Source organism: Enterobacter hormaechei ATCC 49162 (genome assembly GCF_001875655.1).
Taxonomy (GTDB): Bacteria; Pseudomonadota; Gammaproteobacteria; order Enterobacterales; family Enterobacteriaceae; genus Enterobacter; species Enterobacter hormaechei.
In genome coordinates this window covers 2,199,409-2,220,681 of record NZ_MKEQ01000001.1, presented here as the reverse complement: position 1 = coordinate 2,220,681, position 21,273 = coordinate 2,199,409, and the positions used below count along the sequence as shown (strand labels likewise).

The 21,273-nt window shown below is 57.3% G+C and carries 18 protein-coding genes; 11 read left to right on the top strand and 7 right to left on the bottom strand.

Annotation, left to right across the window (positions count from 1 at the left end):
* The first annotated feature begins 58 nt into the window (after positions 1 to 58).
* Both BH712_RS11135 and BH712_RS11130 read left to right on the top strand, forming a co-directional pair.
* Positions 59 to 1,111: a patatin-like phospholipase family protein gene (locus BH712_RS11135; protein WP_032673663.1), complete on the top strand. Its 1,053-nt coding sequence runs from the start codon at positions 59 to 61 to the stop codon at positions 1,109 to 1,111.
* A complete protein-coding gene (locus BH712_RS11130; protein ID WP_006810207.1) occupies positions 1,111 to 1,890 on the top strand; it encodes a metal-dependent hydrolase in 780 nt (259 codons plus the stop codon). Before BH712_RS11135 ends, BH712_RS11130 begins: the two co-directional genes overlap by 1 nt.
* Here BH712_RS11130 and BH712_RS11125 read toward each other — a convergent pair.
* Positions 1,885 to 2,745 carry a YjjW family glycine radical enzyme activase gene (locus BH712_RS11125; RefSeq protein ID WP_032673661.1) on the bottom strand — a complete coding sequence of 287 codons (861 nt, stop codon included), beginning with the start codon at positions 2,743 to 2,745 and terminating at the stop codon, positions 1,885 to 1,887. The two genes, BH712_RS11130 and BH712_RS11125, sit on opposite strands and share 6 nt — an antisense overlap.
* Positions 2,720 to 4,255, bottom strand: coding sequence for a YjjI family glycine radical enzyme (locus BH712_RS11120; RefSeq protein ID WP_032673660.1), 1,536 nt, complete (start codon positions 4,253 to 4,255; stop codon positions 2,720 to 2,722). Before BH712_RS11120 ends, BH712_RS11125 begins: the two co-directional genes overlap by 26 nt.
* Positions 4,256 to 4,517: 262 nt before the next feature.
* Here BH712_RS11120 and deoC point away from each other — a divergent pair, with 262 nt between their 5' ends.
* The 4 genes from deoC (at position 4,518) to deoD (ending at position 8,842) form a co-directional block, all read left to right on the top strand.
* A complete protein-coding gene (deoC, locus tag BH712_RS11115) occupies positions 4,518 to 5,297 on the top strand; it encodes a deoxyribose-phosphate aldolase (protein WP_003856543.1) in 780 nt (259 codons plus the stop codon).
* Between the two features lie 100 nt (positions 5,298 to 5,397).
* Complete coding sequence (gene deoA, locus BH712_RS11110; protein WP_032673792.1) at positions 5,398 to 6,720, top strand: thymidine phosphorylase; 1,323 nt, start codon at positions 5,398 to 5,400, stop codon at positions 6,718 to 6,720.
* A gap of 53 nt (positions 6,721 to 6,773) precedes the next feature.
* Positions 6,774 to 7,997, top strand: a complete 1,224-nt coding sequence (gene deoB / locus BH712_RS11105) for a phosphopentomutase (RefSeq protein WP_006810201.1) — start codon at positions 6,774 to 6,776, stop codon at positions 7,995 to 7,997.
* Between the two features lie 125 nt (positions 7,998 to 8,122).
* Positions 8,123 to 8,842: a purine-nucleoside phosphorylase gene (deoD, locus tag BH712_RS11100; protein ID WP_006810199.1), complete on the top strand. Its 720-nt coding sequence runs from the start codon at positions 8,123 to 8,125 to the stop codon at positions 8,840 to 8,842.
* 55 nt (positions 8,843 to 8,897) lie between these two features.
* On the opposite strand, the gene BH712_RS11095 is transcribed toward deoD, so the two are convergent.
* The 3 genes from BH712_RS11095 to BH712_RS11085 all read right to left on the bottom strand — a co-directional run bounded on the left by BH712_RS11095 (position 8,898) and on the right by BH712_RS11085 (position 11,445).
* On the bottom strand, positions 8,898 to 9,581 hold the full coding sequence (locus tag BH712_RS11095) for a DUF1120 domain-containing protein (RefSeq protein WP_006810198.1): 684 nt from the start codon (positions 9,579 to 9,581) through the stop codon (positions 8,898 to 8,900).
* A gap of 166 nt (positions 9,582 to 9,747) precedes the next feature.
* Positions 9,748 to 10,761 carry a lipoate--protein ligase gene (lplA, locus tag BH712_RS11090; RefSeq protein WP_032673659.1) on the bottom strand — a complete coding sequence of 338 codons (1,014 nt, stop codon included), beginning with the start codon at positions 10,759 to 10,761 and terminating at the stop codon, positions 9,748 to 9,750.
* 39 nt (positions 10,762 to 10,800) lie between these two features.
* The gene (locus BH712_RS11085) at positions 10,801 to 11,445 is read right to left on the bottom strand and encodes a YtjB family periplasmic protein (RefSeq protein ID WP_006810196.1); all 645 of its coding nucleotides are present in this window, start codon (positions 11,443 to 11,445) and stop codon (positions 10,801 to 10,803) included.
* Positions 11,446 to 11,562: 117 nt separating this feature from the next.
* Between BH712_RS11085 and serB the strand changes: the two genes are divergently transcribed.
* The 3 genes from serB to nadR are packed head-to-tail and all read left to right on the top strand — an operon-like array spanning position 11,563 to position 15,196.
* Positions 11,563 to 12,531, top strand: a complete 969-nt coding sequence (gene serB, locus BH712_RS11080) for a phosphoserine phosphatase (protein WP_006810195.1) — start codon at positions 11,563 to 11,565, stop codon at positions 12,529 to 12,531.
* An 11-nt stretch (positions 12,532 to 12,542) separates the two neighbouring features.
* Positions 12,543 to 13,928, top strand: a complete 1,386-nt coding sequence (gene radA / locus BH712_RS11075; RefSeq protein ID WP_003856523.1) for a DNA repair protein RadA — start codon at positions 12,543 to 12,545, stop codon at positions 13,926 to 13,928.
* A gap of 35 nt (positions 13,929 to 13,963) precedes the next feature.
* Positions 13,964 to 15,196 carry a multifunctional transcriptional regulator/nicotinamide-nucleotide adenylyltransferase/ribosylnicotinamide kinase NadR gene (gene nadR, locus BH712_RS11070; RefSeq protein WP_006810194.1) on the top strand — a complete coding sequence of 411 codons (1,233 nt, stop codon included), beginning with the start codon at positions 13,964 to 13,966 and terminating at the stop codon, positions 15,194 to 15,196.
* A gap of 97 nt (positions 15,197 to 15,293) precedes the next feature.
* On the opposite strand, the gene BH712_RS11065 is transcribed toward nadR, so the two are convergent.
* On the bottom strand, positions 15,294 to 16,295 hold the full coding sequence (locus tag BH712_RS11065) for a zinc-binding alcohol dehydrogenase family protein (protein ID WP_006810193.1): 1,002 nt from the start codon (positions 16,293 to 16,295) through the stop codon (positions 15,294 to 15,296).
* 108 nt (positions 16,296 to 16,403) lie between these two features.
* Here BH712_RS11065 and BH712_RS11060 point away from each other — a divergent pair, with 108 nt between their 5' ends.
* Entirely contained in the window at positions 16,404 to 17,303 is a 900-nt protein-coding gene (locus BH712_RS11060) for a LysR family transcriptional regulator (protein WP_006810192.1), read from the top strand.
* A 92-nt stretch (positions 17,304 to 17,395) separates the two neighbouring features.
* On the opposite strand, the gene ettA is transcribed toward BH712_RS11060, so the two are convergent.
* The gene (ettA, locus tag BH712_RS11055) at positions 17,396 to 19,063 is read right to left on the bottom strand and encodes an energy-dependent translational throttle protein EttA (protein ID WP_006810191.1); all 1,668 of its coding nucleotides are present in this window, start codon (positions 19,061 to 19,063) and stop codon (positions 17,396 to 17,398) included.
* Positions 19,064 to 19,289: 226 nt separating this feature from the next.
* Between ettA and sltY the strand changes: the two genes are divergently transcribed.
* Positions 19,290 to 21,227, top strand: coding sequence for a murein transglycosylase (sltY, locus tag BH712_RS11045; protein WP_006810190.1), 1,938 nt, complete (start codon positions 19,290 to 19,292; stop codon positions 21,225 to 21,227).
* Positions 21,228 to 21,273: the final 46 nt, after the last annotated feature.

Genomic DNA, 21,273 nt, shown 5'->3' with positions numbered 1-21,273 from the left:
ACCACCGGGGAAGTGCGTTACTGTGTCTCATCAAAATAATGAAAACAGGAAGGCAGAGGTGGGGCAACGAATTCCCGTGACGCTCGGCAATATTGCGCCGCTGACGTTAAAACCGTTTCATGCAGGCCAGCTTGCGCTGGTCTGTGAAGGGGGTGGGCAGCGCGGTATATTCACGGCCGGTGTGCTCGACGAATTTATGCGCGCGCAGTTCAACCCGTTCGATCTCTATTTTGGTACCTCTGCCGGGGCGCAAAACCTCTCTGCCTATGTCTGCAACCAGCCCGGCTATGCGCGTAAAGTGATTATGCGCTACACCACCTCCAAAGAATTCTTCAATCCGGTACGCTTCGTGCGCGGCGGGAACCTGATCGATCTCGACTGGCTGCTGGATGCCACCTCCAGCCAGATGCCGCTGGCTATGGATACCGCTGCACGTCTGTTCGATACCGGCAAAGCGTTCTGGATGTGCGCCAGCCGTGGCGATGACTATTCGCCGGGTTACTTTTCGCCGCAGAAAGAGAACTGGCTCGATATCATTCGCGCATCCAGCGCGATCCCGGGTTTCTACCGCACCGGCGCGTTGCTGGAGGGAATAAGCTATCTTGACGGCGGTATCAGCGACGCGGTGCCGGTACAGGAGGCGGCGCGGCGCGGGGCAAAAACCATTGTGGTGATCCGCACGGTGCCATCGCAAATGTATTACACCCCACAGTGGTTTAAGCGGATGGAACGCTGGCTGGGCGACAGCAGTCTGCAACCGCTGGTGAATATCGCGAAGCAGCATGAAACGACCTACGGCGCGATGCAGCGTTTTATTGAAAAACCACCGGGCAAGCTGCGCATCTTTGAAATTTATCCGCCTAAGCCGCTGCTGAGCATGGCGCTGGGCAGTCGGCTGCCTGCGTTGCGTATGGATTACAAAACAGGGCGGCTCTGCGGGCGTTACTTCCTGGCGACCGTCGGAAAAATGCTGGCCGAGCAACCGCCTGTTCAACGGCATAAAAGCATCATTTTGCCGCCCGCTATTGTGGCTAATGACGCGGTGGCGATGCCGCTGGTGGACGCGCCGCAGGCCAACGATGGCTTACTCGATAACGAGGATCTGGCGTGATGCACTGCTTTGTCGATACCCATTGCCACTTTGATTTCCCGCCGTTCAGCGGGGAGGAAACATCAAGCATTGAGCGCGCGGCTCAGGCCGGTGTGAGAGCCATCATTGTGCCCGCTATTGAAGCGGCAAGATTCGAGAAAGTGCTGGCGCTTGCCCGGGATAACGATGCGCTGTACGCCGCGCTGGGTCTGCATCCGATCGTTATTGAGCATCATCTTGATGACCATATCGACAGGCTGGATGCCATGCTGCAAAACGCGGATACGAAGCTGGTTGCCATCGGTGAGATCGGCCTCGATCTCTATCGTGAAGATCCGCAGTTCGAGCGCCAGCAGACGATCCTGGATGCGCAACTCCGGCTGGCAAAGCGCCACGATCTGCCGGTGATCCTCCACTCCAGACGTACCCATGACAAACTGGCGATGCAACTGAAGCGCATCGATGTGCCGCGCAGGGGCGTGGTCCACGGTTTCGCTGGCAGCCTTCAGCAGGCGCAGCGTTTCATCGAGCTGGGTTATAAAATAGGCGTCGGCGGCACCATTACCTATCCGCGTGCCAGCAAAACCCGTGATGTGATGGCGCAACTCCCGCTGACCTCGCTCCTGCTGGAAACAGATGCGCCTGACATGCCGCTGAAGGATTTTCAGGGCCAGCCCAACCGCCCGGAGCAGGCGGCGCGCGTTTTTGCTGTGCTGTGTGAGCTGCGTCAGGAGCCTGACGATGTGATTGCCAGCGCGCTGCTGGAAAATACCCGAGCGGTCTTCGGCATCTCGCTATAGATAAAGAGCAGGGCGGATCACCGTAATCTGCTGCTGTTCCAGGGCCAGGGCCAGTGGCTCAATATCTTCCGGTGTGGCGCTCCGCCATCGCGCCGCCTCCCCGTAAACCCCATGGATATGAAACGCGTTGATCCGCACCGGAACGTTCCCCAGCGTGTGGATAAAAGCGGTCAACGGTGACAGATGTTGCAGATAATCACACCGATCGGGGATCACCAGCAGGCGTAACTCCGTCAGGCGATGACGATCGGCCAGCCAGCGGATGCTCTGCTTGATCAGCGTGTTTTCGCGCCCGGTCAGAAAACGGTGATGCTCATTGCCCCAGGCTTTCAGATCCACCATCGCGCCGTCAAACACCGGTAACAGCTTTTGCCAGCCGGTTTCGCTTAACAGGCCGTTGCTGTCCACCAGACACGTCAGATGGCGCAGGGACGGATCGGCTTTGATCGCGGTGAACAGCGCCACCACAAACGGCAGCTGCGTGGTGGCCTCCCCCCCGCTGACGGTCACGCCCTCAATGAACGGCGCGGACGTGCGGATCCGGGTGAGGATCTCCTCAACGCTATAGCGCTGCGCCATCGGCGTCGCCTGCTGCTGACACAGGTGCAGACAGGTGTCGCACTGCTGACAGTCACTCTCCTGCCACCAGACGCGCCCGGCCTGAATCGTCAGCGCATCATGAGGACAGTGAGGAACACAGTCGCCACAGTCGTTGCAGCGCCCTATCGTCCACGGGTTGTGGCAGGTTTTGCAGCGCAGGTTACAGCCCTGAAGGAACAGCGCCAGGCGGCTGCCCGGCCCATCCACGCAGGAGAAAGGTATAACCTGACTAACTAAAGCGCATCTGCTGTTCATGGCTTATCACGCGTGGCTGTCGTTCCAGAATACGGGTATTGCGCGCGGCCTCCTCGCCGAGCCAGGTGGTGTTGGTGCGTGAGCCAGCCTCCCGGTATTTCTCCAGATCGGAAAGCCGCACCATATACCCGGTTACGCGCACCAGGTCGTTTCCGGCGACATTCGCGGTGAACTCACGCATACCGGCGTTGAACGCCCCCAGGCACAGCTGCACCACCGCCTGAGGATTACGTTTAACCGTCTCATCCAGGGTGAGAATATCGCTGATCCCCGAATGATAGTGTTTATGGTGCGGCGCCACGGCCAGCAGGTGGCTGACAGGGTCCGGCTCGTCGCCATACGGCAGACGCGCGCCCGGCGTGGTGCCTGAATCGGAACTGATCCCAGACTGGGCATGCAGCATCGCGCGGTGCTGCCAGCTGTGTTTTACCGGCGTGTTTTCAACAAACGCCGCCAGCTGTTCACTGATGCGGTAGCCCAGTGCATTAGCCTGTTCGTTTTTACCGTAACGGCCCGTAATACCTGCTTTCTCGCACAGCACGTTCACCGCTTCGGCCAGGCCGTACATGCCAAACATCGGTACAAAACGATCGGCATCAATCAGCCCCTCTTTCACCAGGAAGCTATTCTCAAAGAAGCCGGATTGCTCATACAAAAAATCGCAGCGCGCATTCATGATCGCGATTTGTTGCTGGCAATAGTGCGGCAGGGTGCGGGTGAAAAAGTCTTCCGGGGAGTGGCTGTGCTCCGCAATCGCCTTCAGGTTAAGGCGCACCAGCGTACTGCCACCGCCTGCCAGCGGCAGGGAGTTGTAACAGCTCACCACACCATAACGGCCTTTTGTGAAAATTTTATCATTCACCGGGCCATTGGAAATATGCGGCTTGCTACACTCACAAATGTTTTTCGCCACGCTCAGCAGCAGATCGCTGGGGGTAACGTCCGGGTCGTAGATAAAGGTCAGGTTCGGCGCAACCTGCTTCAGTTCTGCATCCGCACGAAGGATGGCTCGGGTGACAGGCGTATCCGCCGGGCCGATATTGGCATGCATAAACGCATCGGGCAGGGTTCTGTCCAGGTAACGCCAGAAACGTTTTATTCGGCTATCGATTTCATCCTGTGTTAGAATTTTAACATAGGGATTGAGTATCTCATCGAGCTGGCCCAGATAGACCGGCATCGATGTGACGGATGGAACATGGTGATAAAGGATAGTGAGCAGCGAGAGGGCATCATCCAGATCTTTCGCCCCTTCCAGCTCCAGCCATTCTGAACCGTTAGCCAGGAATTTAGCGTAATCCGGCAGCACGTAGCGCGGTTTGTACGGCGCATGGCCTTCGAACATGTCGCAGATGAATCCCTCGTCCAGCGCAGCGCGGGCCGCCTCTGGCAGAGCGGGATAGGGCAAGTTGTTCTCCGCTTCCAGCGCCAGAAAATGACGTTTTTGTTCGGGGGTTAACACCGGGCTGGTCACAATGTGCTGGCAACGTTGTTGCAGGGCGTCGGACATATTCATTTCCTTGATTGTTCGGCGGACGGTGAACGAATTGTAGGAAGCCCGTCTGACGGCGCTTTTGATCCGACAGGGGATATCGCCGATTTAGTCAGCAATTAACGCGCTAAAGTTTGAAGACGATCTCATTACAGTAATGCAAATTTGCACACAGTTTTCATTAACTGTGATGAATGTCGAAGTGTGGATGCGGGTGAATGTTAGAATACTCACAGACCCGCAAGGTAAAATTTATACGGCACTGCCGTTGGAGAATGTTATGACCGATTTAACTGCAAGCAGCCTGCGTGCGTTGAAACTGATGGACCTGACCACCCTGAACGATGACGACACCAATGAAAAAGTCATCGCCCTGTGCCATCAGGCGAAAACGCCAGTGGGTAACACCGCCGCCGTCTGCATCTACCCGCGCTTTATCCCGATTGCCCGCAAAACGCTGAAAGAGCAGGGCACGCCGGATGTGCGCATTGCAACCGTAACTAACTTCCCGCACGGCAATGACGACATCGAGATCGCGCTGGCGGAAACCCGCGCGGCGATTGCGTACGGCGCAGACGAAGTTGACGTGGTGTTCCCGTACCGCGCGCTGATCGCGGGCAACGAGCAGGTCGGTTTTGACCTGGTGAAAGCCTGTAAAGACGCGTGCGCGGCGGCAAACGTGCTGTTGAAAGTGATCATCGAAACCGGCGAGCTGAAAGAAGAGGCGCTGATTCGTAAAGCGTCTGAAATCTCCATCAAAGCCGGTGCGGATTTCATCAAAACCTCTACCGGTAAAGTGCCGGTCAACGCTACGCCGGAAAGCGCGCGCATCATGATGGAAGTTATTCGCGATATGGGCGTGTCCAAAACCGTTGGCTTCAAACCGGCGGGTGGCGTGCGTACCGCGGAAGACGCGCAGCAGTTCCTGGCGATTGCCGACGAGCTGTTCGGTGCCGATTGGGCCGATTCCCGCCACTACCGCTTCGGCGCATCCAGCCTGCTGGCCAGCCTGCTGAAGGCGCTGGGTCACGGCGACGGTAAGAGCGCAAGCAGCTACTAAGTTTGAATTGCCGGGTGGCGCTACGCTAACCCGGCCTACAGGATCGTAGGGCGGGTCAACATACCCGCCGCCATTCACCCGATTCCGCATGGGGGTTACCGTGTTTCTCGCACAAGAAATTATTCGTAAAAAACGTGATGGTCATGCATTAAGCGACGAAGAGATCCGCTTCTTTATCAACGGCATTCGTGATAACACCGTCTCAGAAGGGCAGATTGCGGCTCTGGCGATGACCATTTTCTTCCACGATATGTCTATGCCTGAGCGCGTGTCGCTGACCATGGCGATGCGAGATTCAGGAACCGTTCTGGACTGGAAAAGCCTCAACCTCAACGGCCCAATTGTGGACAAACACTCCACCGGCGGCGTGGGCGACGTGACCTCCCTGATGCTTGGCCCTATGGTGGCGGCCTGCGGCGGTTACATCCCAATGATTTCCGGGCGCGGCCTGGGCCACACCGGCGGGACGCTCGACAAACTGGAAGCCATTCCGGGCTTCGATATCTTCCCGGATGACAGCCGTTTCCGCGACATTATTAAAGACGTTGGTGTGGCAATTATCGGCCAGACCAGCTCTCTTGCTCCGGCAGACAAGCGTTTCTACGCAACGCGTGATATTACCGCGACCGTAGACTCCATCCCGCTGATCACCGCCTCTATCCTTGCCAAAAAACTGGCGGAAGGGCTGGACGCGCTGGTGATGGATGTGAAAGTGGGCAGCGGCGCATTTATGCCAACCTATGAACTCTCTGAGGCGCTGGCCGAGGCGATCGTTGGCGTCTCCAACGGCGCGGGCGTGCGCACCACCGCGCTGCTGACGGACATGAACCAGGTGCTGGCCTCCAGCGCCGGTAACGCCGTCGAAGTCCGCGAGGCCGTGCAGTTCCTTACAGGCGAATACCGCAATCCGCGCCTGTTCGACGTCACCATGGCGCTGTGCGTGGAGATGCTGAACTCCGGCAAGCTGGCGAAAGACGATGCGGAAGCACGCGCGAAATTGCAGGCGGTGCTGGACAACGGCAAAGCGGCGGAGATTTTTGGTCGGATGGTCGCGGCGCAGAAAGGCCCGACCGACTTCGTGGAAAACTACGCGAAATACCTGCCAACCGCGATGCTCAGCAAAGCCGTTTATGCGGACAGCGAAGGTTTTGTTTCGGCTATGGATACCCGCGCGCTCGGCATGGCTGTCGTCTCTATGGGCGGCGGTCGTCGTCAGGCATCGGACACCATTGATTACAGCGTCGGCTTTACCGATATGGCCCGTCTGGGCGACAGCGTTGACGGCCAGCGTCCGCTGGCGGTGATCCACGCGAAAGACGAAGCCAGCTGGCAGGACGCGGCGAAAGCGGTGAAAGCGGCAATATCTCTTGACGATAAAGCACCGGAAACCACACCGACGGTCTATCGTCGTATCACTGAATAGCGGTATACTGATCTGATCGCATTTTTATGAAGCACTAAGTACGGAGAACAATTATGAAACGTGCATTTATTATGGTGCTGGACTCATTCGGCATCGGCGCAACCGAAGATGCAGAACGTTTTGGTGACGTGGGTTCCGATACCCTGGGTCACATCGCGGAAGCCTGTGCCAAAGGCGAAGCGGACAACGGTCGTAAAGGACCTCTGACCCTGCCAAACCTGACCCGCCTCGGGCTGGTAAAAGCGCATGAAGGCTCTACCGGTAAAATCGCAGCCGGTATGGACGGTAACGCGGAAGTGGTGGGCGCCTACGCCTGGGCGCACGAGCTCTCTTCCGGTAAAGATACCCCGTCCGGTCACTGGGAAATCGCTGGCGTGCCGGTGCTGTTTGACTGGGGGTATTTCTCCGATCACGAGAACAGCTTCCCGCAGGAGTTGCTGGATAAGCTGGTGCAGCGCGCTAACCTGCCGGGCTACCTCGGCAACTGCCACTCTTCCGGTACCGTGATTCTGGATCAGCTCGGCGAAGAGCACATGAAAACCGGTAAGCCGATTTTCTACACCTCCGCTGACTCCGTGTTCCAGATCGCCTGCCACGAAGAGACCTTTGGTCTGGATAAACTCTACGAACTGTGCGAAATCGCGCGTGAAGAGCTGACCGAAGGCGGCTATAACATTGGCCGTGTTATCGCGCGTCCGTTTATCGGCGACAAAGCGGGTAACTTCCAGCGTACCGGCAACCGTCACGATCTGGCCGTGGAGCCACCGGCGCCGACCGTGCTGCAAAAACTCGTCGACGAGAAAGACGGTCAGGTCGTTTCCGTGGGTAAAATCGCGGACATTTACGCCAACTGCGGCATTACCAAAAAGGTCAAAGCGACCGGTCTGGATGCGTTGTTCGACGCCACCATCAAAGAGATGAAAGAAGCGGGTGATAAGACGATTGTCTTCACCAACTTCGTGGACTTCGACTCCTCCTGGGGCCACCGTCGCGACGTCGCCGGGTATGCTGCGGGTCTGGAGCTGTTTGACCGCCGTCTGCCAGAGCTGATGGAGTTGGTGGGGGAAGATGACATTCTGATCCTGACCGCTGACCATGGCTGTGACCCGACCTGGACCGGTACCGATCACACCCGTGAACACATTCCGGTGCTGGTGTATGGCCCGAAAGTCAAACCGGGCTCGCTCGGTCACCGTGAAACCTTCGCGGACATCGGCCAGACCATTGCGAAATACTTTGGTACGTCTGACATGGAATATGGCAAGGCTATGTTCTAAACGGATTGGGTGCGGCCTGATGCCCTCACCCCGGCCCTCTCCCCGTGGGAGAGGGAGAACAGAATGTAGGCCGGGTAAGGCGTAGCCGCCACCCGGCAAAAACAACAATGTAAAAGGAACTGAAGATGGCAACTCCTCACATTAATGCAGAAATGGGTGATTTCGCTGACGTCGTATTGATGCCGGGCGACCCGCTGCGCGCGAAGCACATTGCAGAAACTTTCCTCGAAGACGTGCGTGAAGTGAACAACGTGCGCGGCATGCTGGGCTTCACCGGCACCTATAAAGGCCGCAAAATCTCCGTGATGGGTCACGGCATGGGTATCCCATCCTGCTCCATCTACACCAAAGAGCTGATCACCGATTTCGGCGTGAAGAAAATCATCCGTGTCGGCTCCTGTGGCGCGGTACGTATGGACGTTAAGCTGCGTGACGTGGTGATCGGCATGGGCGCGTGTACCGACTCCAAAGTCAACCGCATCCGCTTTAAAGATCATGACTTTGCGGCAATCGCTGACTTTGACATGGTGCGTAACGCGGTTGACGCGGCAAAAGCGCTGGGCGTTGACGCGCGCGTGGGCAACCTGTTCTCTGCCGATCTGTTCTACTCGCCAGAAGGCGACATGTTCGACGTGATGGAAAAATACGGCATCCTGGGCGTGGAAATGGAAGCGGCGGGTATCTACGGCGTGGCGGCTGAGTTTGGTGCGAAAGCGCTGACCATCTGCACCGTGTCCGACCACATCCGTACCCACGAGCAGACCACTGCTGCCGAGCGTCAGACCACCTTCAACGACATGATCAAAATCGCGCTGGAATCCGTTCTGCTGGGCGATAAAGCGTAACGCTATTACTAAAAAGCCTCCGTCGTCGTGACGGAGGCTTTTTTATTTCTGCAAATTACAGATAAGTAAGGCTGATGGTCGCCTGACCATCTAACGGCGCGTCGTCAGTGATCGACAGCTTGTCGGTAGCCTGAACAGCCAGTACCACTTTCAGTGGGAACACGGCTTCGGTAAATGCAATAGGCTCTTTCTCACCCTTGTTCGTAACGGTAAAGACATCGACACCGATCGTCGGGCGACCCGTGGTGCTCTTAGTCCAGGTGGAGCTATCGCCTGCATGAGAAAGAACATCAACAGCAATGCCATTACCCGTTACGTTCGGCAGATCGGCATAGACGGCATAGGCACCGATGTTAACGCCACCTGGCGTTTTTCCAACGCCAAACGTGGACGATCCGCTAAAGGCATATTCACCGTTCGCAGCGGCATCATCAACGGTAATGAAAGGACTTGGTAAGCTGTCCGCGCGGTTGTCAACAATGCTCCAGCCTACCTGGGTTTTGGTCTGGCAGTTAATTGTCAGCGTAATGTCGCGTTTTCCGATCTGGTTTGTTTGTGTCGCGCTTAATTCCGCCGTACGGATATAACCAAAATCGGCAATACCGCCATTGCTCAGTTCAGGTGTACAGGCAGAATTGGTTAACGTACCTTTTAATTTAAGAACGGCGGTTTCTGCTGCATGGGCAGTAGTCATAAAGGCCGCGCAAAAAAGGGCGGCGGCAATTGAGGACTTCTTCATATCATTTCCTTGATAGTAATAATCAACCACGGGCTATAGCACAAATTGTGCAAATCAGGATGATGATAATCAGACCAGTCACTCTACTTTAATTATTTTTTCTTCATTGATTATAAAGTTTAAATTGATAATAAGCTCAATCTGCCGTGGAATGCGCCCGGATAGGTTAGCGCACCGCGCCTGCTATCCACGCTGAAAGCGCCCGCAGCTCATTTTCCTGTTCCGGGAAATCAACCAGCAGCGCATCACACTCCTGCTGGAGCATATCCGCACGGTACAAACACCCCTGTAAACGCGCGGCCAGCGCTTCCAGCGGTGCCGGATTGAGGCTATCGGTAAAAATCTGCGTACGGGTGATATGCCCTTTTTCAACGTCGAAGTGCAGTTCTACTCCGCCCCAGGCGAACCGTTCGTCCAGCAGATGCGAAAACGCGGGGGCCTGGCCGAAATTCCATTCCCAGCTGCTCTGTCGCGCGAACGTCTCTGCAAAGTTGGGCAGGTCCGGGGTGTTATCCGGTGAGATAATTTCTGCTGCAACGCGCTCACCGTAATGGGCAAAAAACGCCTCGCGAACGGCTTCACAGATCCGCTCGTGCGTAATATCCGGCAGAAGTTCAACCAGATTAGCCACACGACCACGTACAGAGGTAATTCCCTTTGCCTGAAGCTTTTTTTTGTCGGGGTTAAGGTAATTCGCAAGGCGGTTCAGATCAGCGTTAAGAAGCAGGGTGCCATGGTGGAATCCGCGATCCTTTGTTTCGCGGTAGGCTGAGCCTGACACTTTCCGGTCGCCTTCAGGGGTTTTCACCACCAGGTCATTACGTCCGGAAGCTTCAGCCGTCACGCCGAGGGCATTGAGCGCGTTGAGCACAATAGCGGTGGAGATGGTTTTGTCATACTCCGGTTTGCCTGCCATAAAGGTAAAGCAGGTATTGCCCAGATCGTGAAACACCGCGCCGCCGCTGCTCCGGCGCGCCAGGCGGACGTTGTCCTCTTCCATACGGCGGGTGTTACACTCTTTCCACGGATTTTGCGCGCGACCAATAACGACCGTATCAGCGTTGCGCCAGAGAAACAGGACGCGCTGGGTGGCGGGCATCTGGCGAAAGATGCACTCTTCCACCGCCAGGTTAAACCAGGGATCGTAAGAGTCAGAGATAAGCAGGCGTAACGTCGTCATGGCAGAGTTCCTTTTCCGAATCATCCGCCTACTTTACCACTATTCTTTCTTCTCGCTCTCTTCCTCTTCGGGGACCGACTTGCTGGCGGTTAACAGGAACGGTGACTGTTGCCAGCGGGTGCGCTTGCCTTGCAGCAACGTGCGCGCCAGTACCACGCCAGTCGCCAGTGAGAGCAGCAGCATCAGGCGCAAAATATTGGTGGTGTTATCCACCTGTTTGGCTTCGGTTGGCAGGGTGTGAGTGTCAAGCGTCAGGCGCAGATACCCGAGCGGACCATTCTTGCCCTGAATAGGTTCGACGATTTGCTGGTTGAAATAAGCACCGGCTTTTTTGCCGTCCAGCGCCAGCCTGTCGCGCACGTCGACGTGCTCACCCGCGCGGGCAATCAGGTCGCCCTGTTCATCGTACACCCCCGCATCCAGAATGCGGCTGTTTTCCGTCAGCTGGCGTAATACCTGGGCTATCCGCTTATCATCCGGCGTTTCGGTGCGCATAGACGGCGCAACGTTGAGCGTCACCTGACGCGCCAGCGTACGGGCCAGCTCTTCAAACTGCGGGTTACGCTGCCGTTGGTGATTCTGGCTAAACCAGGATGCCCCCTGCATAAGCGCCACTAATAGTGCGAGACAGATCAGGACAATCACGGCGCGATGAAGCCGGAATTTCAGTTTTGCGCGAGCCATATTCCACCTGCTTAAAATTTACGGCTTAATGTTGCCAGAAGTGATGGTTACAGGGTAGCCTCATGCGTTATTTTCCCTCTGGAACCTTCCGGCGCGAACGAAATTACAGGAGCTTCAATGCCGAACATTACCTGGTGCGACCTGCCAACGGATGTCTCTTTATGGCCAGGATTGCCGCTCTCTTTAAGTGGCGATGAGGTGATGCCTCTCGATTACCACGCTGGCCGTAGCGGCTGGCTGCTGTACGGACGCGGCCTGGATAAGCAACGCCTCACGCAGTATCAAACCAAACTGGGCGCAGCGATGGTCATCGTTGCGGCCTGGTGCGTGGAAGACTATCAGGTTATTCGCCTGGCGGGTTCCCTGACGCAGCGCGCCACCCGTCTGGCGCATGACGCCGGGCTGGACGTTGCCCCGCTCGGCAAAATTCCGCACCTGAAAACGCCGGGCCTGCTGGTGATGGACATGGACTCCACCGCCATTCAGATCGAGTGTATTGACGAGATTGCTAAACTGGCGGGCAGCGGCGAGCTGGTGGCGGAAGTCACCGAACGTGCGATGCGCGGCGAGCTGGATTTCACCGCCAGCCTGAGACAGCGCGTGGCGACCCTGAAGGGGGCCGATGCGACTATTTTGCGTCAGGTGCGCGACGAACTGCCCCTGATGCCGGGGCTGACGCAGCTGGTGCTCAAGCTGGAGACGCTCGGCTGGAAGGTGGCGATTGCCTCCGGTGGGTTCACCTTCTTTGCCGATTACCTGCGTGACAAACTGCGTCTGACCACCGTGGTGGCCAACGAACTGGAGATCATGGACGGCAAGCTGACCGGGCAGGTCATCGGTGACATCGTGGATGCGCAGTACAAAGCCAATACGCTGACGCGTCTGGCGGAGAAATATGACATTCCGGTCGAGCAGACCGTTGCCATCGGCGATGGCGCGAACGATCTGCCGATGATCAAAGTGGCCGGACTGGGTATTGCCTTCCATGCCAAGCCGAAAGTGAATGAAAAGACGGAAGTGACTATCCGTCACGCTGACCTGATGGGGGTGTTCTGCATTCTCTCCGGCAGCATTAATCAAAAATAACGAGGTAAACCGTGGCGAAAGCTCCAAAACGCGCATTTGTCTGTAATGAATGTGGTGCGGATTATCCGCGCTGGCAGGGGCAATGCAGCGCCTGTCATGCCTGGAACACCATCACTGAAGTGCGTGGTGTGGCGGCTTCGCCGAGCGTGGCCCGCAATGAACGGCTGAGCGGCTATGCGGGCAATGCAGGCGTGTCGAAGGTACAAAAACTTTCGGATATCAGCCTTGAGGCGCTGCCGCGCTTCTCTACCGGATTCAAAGAATTTGACCGCGTACTCGGCGGTGGCGTCGTGCCGGGCAGCGCCATTCTGATCGGCGGTAACCCGGGCGCGGGTAAATCGACCCTGCTGCTGCAAACGCTCTGCAAGCTCGCCGAACAGATGAAAACCCTGTACGTGACGGGTGAAGAGTCACTCCAGCAGGTGGCGATGCGTGCGCACCGCCTCGGCCTGCCAACCGGCAATCTGAATATGCTGTCGGAAACCAGCATCGAGCAGATCTGCATGATCGCCGAAGAAGAGCAGCCGAAGCTGATGGTGATCGACTCCATCCAGGTGATGCACATGGCGGACATCCAGTCCTCGCCGGGGAGCGTGGCACAGGTGCGTGAAACCGCAGCCTACCTGACGCGCTTTGCCAAAACGCGTGGCGTGGCGATAGTGATGGTCGGCCACGTCACCAAAGATGGCTCGCTGGCGGGGCCAAAGGTGCTGGAGCACTGTATCGACTGCTCCGTGATGCTCGACGGCGATGCGGACTCCCGTTTTCGTACCCTGCGTAGCCATAAAAACCGCTTTGGCGCAGTGAATGAGCTGGGCGTGTTTGCCATGACCGAGCAGGGGCTGCGCGAAGTCAGCAACCCGTCGGCCATCTTCCTGAGCCGTGGCGACGAGATCACCTCCGGCAGTTCGGTGATGGTGCTGTGGGAGGGAACGCGTCCGCTGCTGGTTGAAATTCAGGCGCTGGTGGATCACTCGATGATGGGCAACCCGCGGCGCGTGGCGGTTGGTCTGGAACAGAACCGCCTGGCGATCCTGCTGGCGGTCCTGCACCGTCACGGCGGCCTGCAAATGGCGGATCAGGATGTGTTCGTCAACGTGGTGGGTGGGGTAAAGGTGACGGAAACCAGCGCGGACCTGGCGCTGCTGCTGGCAATGGTCTCCAGCCTGCGCGACAGACCGTTGCCGCAGGATTTAGTGGTGTTTGGCGAGGTGGGGCTGGCCGGCGAGATACGCCCGGTACCGAGCGGCCAGGAGCGTATCTCCGAAGCGGCAAAACACGGTTTCCGCCGCGCGATTGTTCCGGCCGCCAACGTGCCGAAAAAAATCCCGGAAGGGATGCAGGTTTTTGGCGTTAAAAAACTCGCAGATGCGTTAAATGTCTTTGACGACTTATAATTACGTATTCGATTTTGCAGGAGGCACCGTAATTTATGTCATCATTTGACTACATCAAGACCGCTATCCGCCAGAAGGGCTGCACGTTGCAGCAGGTGGCGGACGCCAGCGGCATGACCAAGGGCTACCTGAGCCAACTGCTGAACGCCAAAATCAAAAGCCCCAGCGCGCAGAAGCTTGAAGCGCTGCACCGTTTTCTGGGGCTTGAATTTCCGCGAATGCAAAAGAACATTGGCGTGGTGTTCGGTAAGTTCTACCCGCTGCATACTGGTCACATCTATCTGATCCAGCGCGCCTGTAGCCAGGTTGACGAACTGCATATCATCATGGGTTATGATGAAACCCGCGATCGCCAGCTGTTTGAAGACAGCGCCATGTCGCAGCAGCCCACCGTGCCGGACCGCCTTCGCTGGCTGCTTCAGACGTTTAAGTATCAGAAAAATATTCGCATTCATGCTTTCAACGAAGAGGGCATGGAGCCGTACCCGCACGGCTGGGACGTGTGGAGCAACGGCATCAAAGCGTTTATGGAAGAGAAGGGCATCGCGCCTAACTGGATCTACACCTCTGAAGAGTCGGACGCGCCGCAGTTCCGCGAGCATCTGGGCATTGAGACGGTGCTGATCGATCCTAAACGCACGTTCATGAACATCAGCGGGGCGCAGATCCGCGAGAACCCGTTCCGCTACTGGGATTACATTCCGACCGAAGTGAAGCCGTTCTTCGTGCGCACCGTGGCTATTCTGGGCGGCGAGTCGAGCGGGAAATCGACGCTGGTAAATAAGCTGGCGAACATCTTCAACACTACCAGCGCGTGGGAGTATGGCCGCGATTACGTCTTCTCACACCTCGGCGGTGACGAGATGGCGTTGCAGTATTCCGACTACGATAAAATCGCGCTCGGGCATGCCCAGTACATTGATTTCGCGGTGAAATACGCTAACAAAGTGGCGTTTATTGATACCGATTTCGTCACCACGCAGGCGTTCTGCAAGAAGTACGAGGGGCGCGAGCACCCGTTCGTGCAGGCGCTGATTGACGAATACCGCTTTGACCTGGTGATCCTGCTGGAAAACAACACGCCGTGGGTGGCTGACGGCATGCGCAGCCTTGGCAGCTCCGTGGACAGGCGCGAGTTCCAGTCCATGCTGGTGGAGATGCTCAACGAAAACAACGTTGAGTTTGTCCATGTGGAGGAGTCGGACTACGACTCCCGCTTCCTGCGCTGCGTCGAGCTGGTGAAGGAGATGATGGGGGAGCAGGGTTAAAAGATAACCCCTCACCCTAACCCTCTCCCCAGAGGGGAGAGGGAATAATTACACCCTCGCCCCTTTGGGGAGAGGGCCGGGGTGAGGGGGGAATACCTCAATACTCAACCACCACTTTCCCCCGCATATGCCCCTCCAGCACCCTGCGGTGCGCTTCGGTAATGCTTTCCACGCTCAGCCCGTGCAGCGTTTCGCTGAGCGAGCTTTCCACCACGCCGTCATCCACCAGCTTCGCCACCTCGTTTAAAATCTCCCCCTGACGCGCCATATCTGCGGTCTGGTACATGCTGCGGGTGTACATAAATTCCCAGTGCAGGGCGGCAGATTTGGACTTCAGCTTGTCCTGGTTCAGCGGATGCGCGTTTTCAACGATGGAACAGATATGCCCCTGCGGCGCAATCAGATCGCTGACCGCATCCCAGTGTCCGTCGGTGTCGTTGAGGATAAAAATGTAATCCACAAAGGTGATCCCCTGCTTCGCCAGCTCGCCTTTCAGATCGCGGTAGTTGACCACTACGTCAGCCCCGCGATCGCGACACCACCGGGCGGATTCTTCCCGCGAAGCGGTTGCGATAATCTTCACCTTGCTGTTGTGCTTCGCAAACGGGATCGCCAGCGATCCCACGCCGCCCGCGCCGCCGATGATCAGCAGAGTCTTATCTGCGTCGGCATCCTGAATGTTCAGCCGTTCAAACAGGCCTTCCCACGCGGTAAGCGCCGTCAGCGGCAGCGCAGCCGCGGCGGCCCAGCCAAGACTTGTGGGCTTGTGCCCGACAATACGCGCATCGATCAGCTGATGCGTAGTATTGCTCCCCGGACGGGTGATATCTCCCGCGTACCACACTTCGTCACCCGGTTTGAATCCGGTGACGCCAGCCCCAACCGCTTTGACGATCCCGCTGGCATCCCACCCGAGAATGCGTGGCTCTTTCAGCCCATTTTTGGCGATCCCCGCATGCACTTTGGTATCGACCGGATTTATGGATACGGCTTTTACCTCAACCAGCAGATCGTGCTCGCCGGGCTGCGGCATCGGCGGGGCGATTTCAATAAAGGTGGAGGGATTTTCTGGGCTAACGGCAATGGCTTTAACAGACATGGTGTGCTCCTCAATGAAATGCGTCTTGTTGAGGCTAGTCTAGTAAGTGGTCAGCTGCATGATAAGATGGACAATCAAGAACTCAGCGTTCGCACAGGGTGAACAATCATGTTTAAACAGCTTCAGGATATGGCGCTGTTTGCGCTGGTGGCCGAGATGGGCAGCTTTACCGCGGCGGCGCAGAAGGCGGAGCTGCCGAAATCCAGCGTCAGCCAGCGGATAAGCCAGCTGGAGCAGCAGGTGGGGATCCGCCTGCTTAACCGCACGACTCGCAGGATCAGCCTGACCTTTGCAGGCGAGCACTATCTGGTGCACTGCCGTGAAATGCTGGCGGCCAGCGAGCGCGCGGAGTATGCCATTCAGCGCCTGCGCGAAAACCCCAGCGGGCGGCTGCGGATCACCTGTCCGGCCGGGATTGGCGCGACGCTGCTGGCGCATATGAATGCCGAGTTCCAGCTTCGCTATCCTGACGTGTCGCTGGATGTGTCGATCTCTGACGACGTGGTGGATCTGGTCGAGTCTGGCTTTGACGTGGCGCTGCGCACCGGCAAACCGCAGGACTCCTCCCTGATTGGCCGCATGATTGGGCACTGTCCGCGCTACATGCTTGCCTCGCCTGACTATCTGGCGCGTCGTGCGCCGTTAACCCATCCCCGACAACTGGTGGATCACCGCTGCATTACGCACCGGGCATGGTCGGAGTGGCTTCTGCGAAGCGAGAGCGAGGATTACCGCTACCTGCCGGATAACGCGCACATGACCGATAATCTGGTATATGCCCGTGAGTGTGCCATTGCCGGGGCGGGGATCACGCTGTTACCCGCCTTTCTGCTGGAGGATAAGATCGAAAAGGGGGCGCTGGTTCAGGTGCTTCCAGAATGGAGCGTTGAAGGTAACGATCTCTGGCTGGCCTACCCGAGCCGCAAGCTGAATTCGCCTGCGCTAATGAGCTATATCGACTTTGCAATGCAGTTTGATGAGGTGAAGCGGTACTACGTGGGCAAATAAAAAAGCCGGGTGGCGCTCACGCTTACCCGGCCTACAAACTGCGCAGTACCGTAGGCCGGGTAAGGCGAAGCCGCCACCCGGCACTCAGGCACTTATTTCGCAATACGCTTGTACTTAATACGCTTCGGCTCCAGCGCGTCGGCGCCCAGCGTGCGTTTCTTGTACTCTTCGTATTCGGTGAAGTTACCTTCGAAGAACTCCACTTTACCTTCGTCCTGGTAGTCCAGGATGTGGGTCGCGATACGGTCCAGGAACCAACGGTCGTGCGAGATAACCATCGCGCAGCCCGGGAATTCCAGCAGGGCGTTTTCCAGCGCGCGCAGGGTTTCGATGTCCAGGTCGTTAGTCGGTTCATCGAGCAGCAGAACGTTGCCGCCAACCTGGAGCAGTTTCGCCAGGTGCAGACGACCGCGCTCACCGCCGGACAGCTCGCCCACGCGTTTGCCCTGGTCGGTGCCCTTGAAGTTAAAGCGGCCAACGTAGGCGCGACTTGGCATCTCGGTGTTGCCGATACGCATGATATCCAGACCGCCGGAGACCTCTTCCCACACGGTTTTGCTGTTATCCATGGCGTCACGGAACTGGTCAACGGAGGCCAGCTTCACGGTCTCACCCAGGGTGATAGAGCCGCTGTCAGGCTGTTCCTGACCGGACATCATGCGGAACAGGGTGGATTTACCCGCGCCGTTCGGACCGATGATGCCGACGATAGCGCCTTTCGGTACGGAGAAGGTCAGATCGTCGATCAGCAGGCGGTCGCCGTAGGACTTACGCAGGTTGGTTACTTCAACCACTTTATCCCCCAGACGTGCGCCAGGTGGAATAAACAGTTCGTTGGTTTCGTTACGTTTCTGGTATTCGGTGTTGTTCAGCTCTTCAAAGCGTGCCAGACGGGCTTTGCCCTTAGACTGACGGCCTTTCGCGCCCTGACGCACCCACTCCAGCTCTTTCTCAATAGATTTACGACGGGCGGCTTCCTGAGACGCTTCCTGCGCCAGACGCTGGTCTTTCTGCTCCAGCCAGGAGGAGTAGTTGCCTTCCCATGGAATACCTTCCCCGCGGTCCAGCTCCAGGATCCAGCCTGCCACGTTGTCGAGGAAGTAACGGTCGTGGGTAATTGCCACCACGGTGCCTTCGAAGTCGTGCAGGAAGCGCTCCAGCCATGCCACGGATTCCGCATCCAGGTGGTTGGTCGGTTCGTCGAGCAGCAGCATGTCTGGTTTTTCCAGCAGCAGGCGGCACAGCGCCACGCGGCGGCGTTCACCACCGGACAGGTTAGCGATTTTCGCATCCCAGTCTGGCAGACGCAGGGCATCAGCGGCGCGCTCCAGCTGCACGTTCAGGTTGTGACCGTCGTGCGCCTGGATAATCTCTTCATACTTGCCCTGTTGTGCAGCAAGCTTGTCGAAGTCCGCATCCGGCTCGGCGTATTTGGCATACACTTCATCCAGACCTTTCAGCGCGTTAACCACTTCGGATACCGCTTCTTCAACGGATTCGCGAACGGTGTGTTCCGGGTTCAACTGAGGTTCCTGCGGCAGGTAGCCGATCTTGATGCCAGGCTGCGGACGGGCTTCACCTTCGATGTCTGTATCGATGCCGGCCATGATGCGCAGCAGGGTGGACTTACCGGCACCGTTGAGACCAAGAACACCGATTTTTGCGCCCGGGAAGAAGCTCAGCGAGATATTTTTAAGAATATGACGTTTCGGCGGAACAACTTTGCCGACACGATGCATGGTATAAACGAATTGAGCCACGTTGGACTTCGCCTCTTTTATCGTGATGAGAAGGAATTTCAGCCTCGAAGTGTAGCCTTTTTCACGCCCTAATCCCAGCCAGGAACGTCGGGAGTGTTAAAACGCGCAAGAAAGGTAAAAAAGTGTCCATGACGTGGCGCGTTGTGGGATGCCTGGTTAGCATAAGTTGATGTAACTTTTACGTGGCAAGACGCTGCAACTGACGAAAAACAATGAGGAAGAGCGTGTGGAAAAAGCCAAACGGGTGGTCTGGCGTCTGCTGGCGGCCAGCGTATGCGTAATGGCGGTAAGCCAGGCGGTACATGCCGATTCACTGGATGAACAACGTAGCCGCTATGCCCAGATTAAACAGGCATGGGACAACAAGCAGATGGATACCGTCCAGGCGCTGATGCCGACGCTGAAGGATTATCCGCTGTATCCGTATCTGGAGTATCGTCAGATCACCGACGATCTCATGAATCAACCGACCGTCACCGTCAATAACTTCATTCAGGCGAACCCGACCCTGCCGCCTGCGCGCACCCTGAAGTCCCGGTTCGTAAACGAGCTGGCCCGTCGCGAAGACTGGCGCGGTTTGCTGGCCTTCAGCCCGGATAAACCGGGCGCGACGGAAGCGCAGTGTAATTACTATTATGCGAAATGGGCGACCGGTCAGCAGGAGGAAGCCTGGGCTGGTGCGAAAGAGTTGTGGTTGACGGGGAAAAGCCAGCCAAACGCCTGTGACCCGCTTTTCAGCGCCTGGCGCGCCTCGGGCAAGCAGGATCCGCTCTCTTACCTGGAACGCATTCGCCTGGCGATGAAGGCCGGAAACACCCGGCTGGTCACCGTGCTGGCGGGCCAGATGCCAGCGGATTATCAGACCATTGCGTCTGCCGTTATCAGTCTGGCGAACGATCCCAATACCGTGCTGACGTTTGCGCGCACCACTGGCGCAACCGATTTTACCCGCCAGATGGCGGCGGTGGCCTTTACCAGCGTGGCGCGTGATGATGTGGAAAACGCCCGGCTGATGATCCCGCAGCTGGTGCAGGCCCAGAAGTTGAATGACGATCAAACCCAGGAACTGCGCGACATTGTTGCGTGGCGACTGATGGGTACGGATGTGACCGACGAACAGGCGCGCTGGCGTGACGATGCGGTAATGCGTTCAAACTCTGTCTCGCTGGTGGAACGTCGCGTGCGCATGGCGCTGGGCACGGGCGATCGTCGTGGTCTCAATACCTGGCTGGCACGTCTGCCGATGGATGCCAAAGAGAAAGATGAATGGCGATACTGGCAGGCGGACCTGTTGCTGGAGCGTGGTCGTGAAGACGAAGCCAAAGAGATCCTCCACTCCCTGATGCAGCAGCGCGGCTTCTACCCGATGGCGGCGGCGCAGCGTCTGGGCGAGGAGTACACCCTTAAGATCGACAAAGCGCCAGCTAACGCGAACCCGGCGCTGACGCAGGGGCCAGAAATGGCGCGCGTGCGCGAGCTGATGTACTGGAATCTGGATAATACCGCGCGCAGCGAATGGGCCAACCTGGTGACCAGCCGCACCACGAATGAGAAAGCGCAGCTTGCCCGCTATGCGTTTGATAATCGCTGGTGGGATCTGAGCGTACAGGCGACGATCGCCGGCAAGCTGTGGGATCATCTCGAAGAGCGTTTCCCGCTGGCTTATAAAGATCTCTTCGAACGTTACACCAGCGGCAAAGACATTCCGCAAAGTTACGCGATGGCCATTGCCCGTCAGGAGAGCGCGTGGAACCCGAAAGTGCGTTCTCCTGTGGGGGCCAGTGGCCTGATGCAGATTATGCCGGGCACCGCGACGCACACGGTGAAGATGTTTACTATTCCAGGCTACAGCAGCCCGTCCCAGCTGCTGGATCCGGAGACCAACATCAATATCGGCACCAGCTACTTGCAGTATGTCTATCAGCAGTTCGGTAATAACCGCATCTTCGCGTCAGCGGCGTACAACGCCGGACCCGGCCGCGTGCGGACATGGCTTGGCAATAGCGCAGGGCGTATCGACGCCGTGGCGTTCGTCGAGAGCATTCCGTTCTCGGAAACGCGCGGCTATGTGAAGAACGTGCTGGCGTATGACGCCTACTATCGCTACTTCATGGGGCAGAAAGATACCCTGATGAGCGATGCCGAGTGGCAGAGACGTTACTGATCGGCGTGGGTTGTGTTATGCTGTACTCGCTAATGAGTACAAGAGG

What these genes read in the sequence shown, in the direction of transcription:
- BH712_RS11060 (WP_006810192.1), top strand. Translation starts at nt 16,404, where the DNA reads ATGTTTAAACAGCTTCAGGATATGGCGCTGTTTGCGCTGGTGGCCGAG.
- BH712_RS11125 (WP_032673661.1), bottom strand. Translation starts at nt 2,745, where the DNA reads ATGAACAGCAGATGCGCTTTAGTTAGTCAGGTTATACCTTTCTCCTGC.
- BH712_RS11065 (WP_006810193.1), bottom strand. Translation starts at nt 16,295, where the DNA reads ATGTCTGTTAAAGCCATTGCCGTTAGCCCAGAAAATCCCTCCACCTTT.
- lplA (WP_032673659.1), bottom strand. Translation starts at nt 10,761, where the DNA reads ATGACGACGTTACGCCTGCTTATCTCTGACTCTTACGATCCCTGGTTT.
- deoD (WP_006810199.1), top strand. Translation starts at nt 8,123, where the DNA reads ATGGCAACTCCTCACATTAATGCAGAAATGGGTGATTTCGCTGACGTC.
- deoC (WP_003856543.1), top strand. Translation starts at nt 4,518, where the DNA reads ATGACCGATTTAACTGCAAGCAGCCTGCGTGCGTTGAAACTGATGGAC.
- BH712_RS11085 (WP_006810196.1), bottom strand. Translation starts at nt 11,445, where the DNA reads ATGGCTCGCGCAAAACTGAAATTCCGGCTTCATCGCGCCGTGATTGTC.
- deoB (WP_006810201.1), top strand. Translation starts at nt 6,774, where the DNA reads ATGAAACGTGCATTTATTATGGTGCTGGACTCATTCGGCATCGGCGCA.
- serB (WP_006810195.1), top strand. Translation starts at nt 11,563, where the DNA reads ATGCCGAACATTACCTGGTGCGACCTGCCAACGGATGTCTCTTTATGG.
- nadR (WP_006810194.1), top strand. Translation starts at nt 13,964, where the DNA reads ATGTCATCATTTGACTACATCAAGACCGCTATCCGCCAGAAGGGCTGC.
- BH712_RS11095 (WP_006810198.1), bottom strand. Translation starts at nt 9,581, where the DNA reads ATGAAGAAGTCCTCAATTGCCGCCGCCCTTTTTTGCGCGGCCTTTATG.
- BH712_RS11120 (WP_032673660.1), bottom strand. Translation starts at nt 4,255, where the DNA reads ATGTCCGACGCCCTGCAACAACGTTGCCAGCACATTGTGACCAGCCCG.
- BH712_RS11130 (WP_006810207.1), top strand. Translation starts at nt 1,111, where the DNA reads ATGCACTGCTTTGTCGATACCCATTGCCACTTTGATTTCCCGCCGTTC.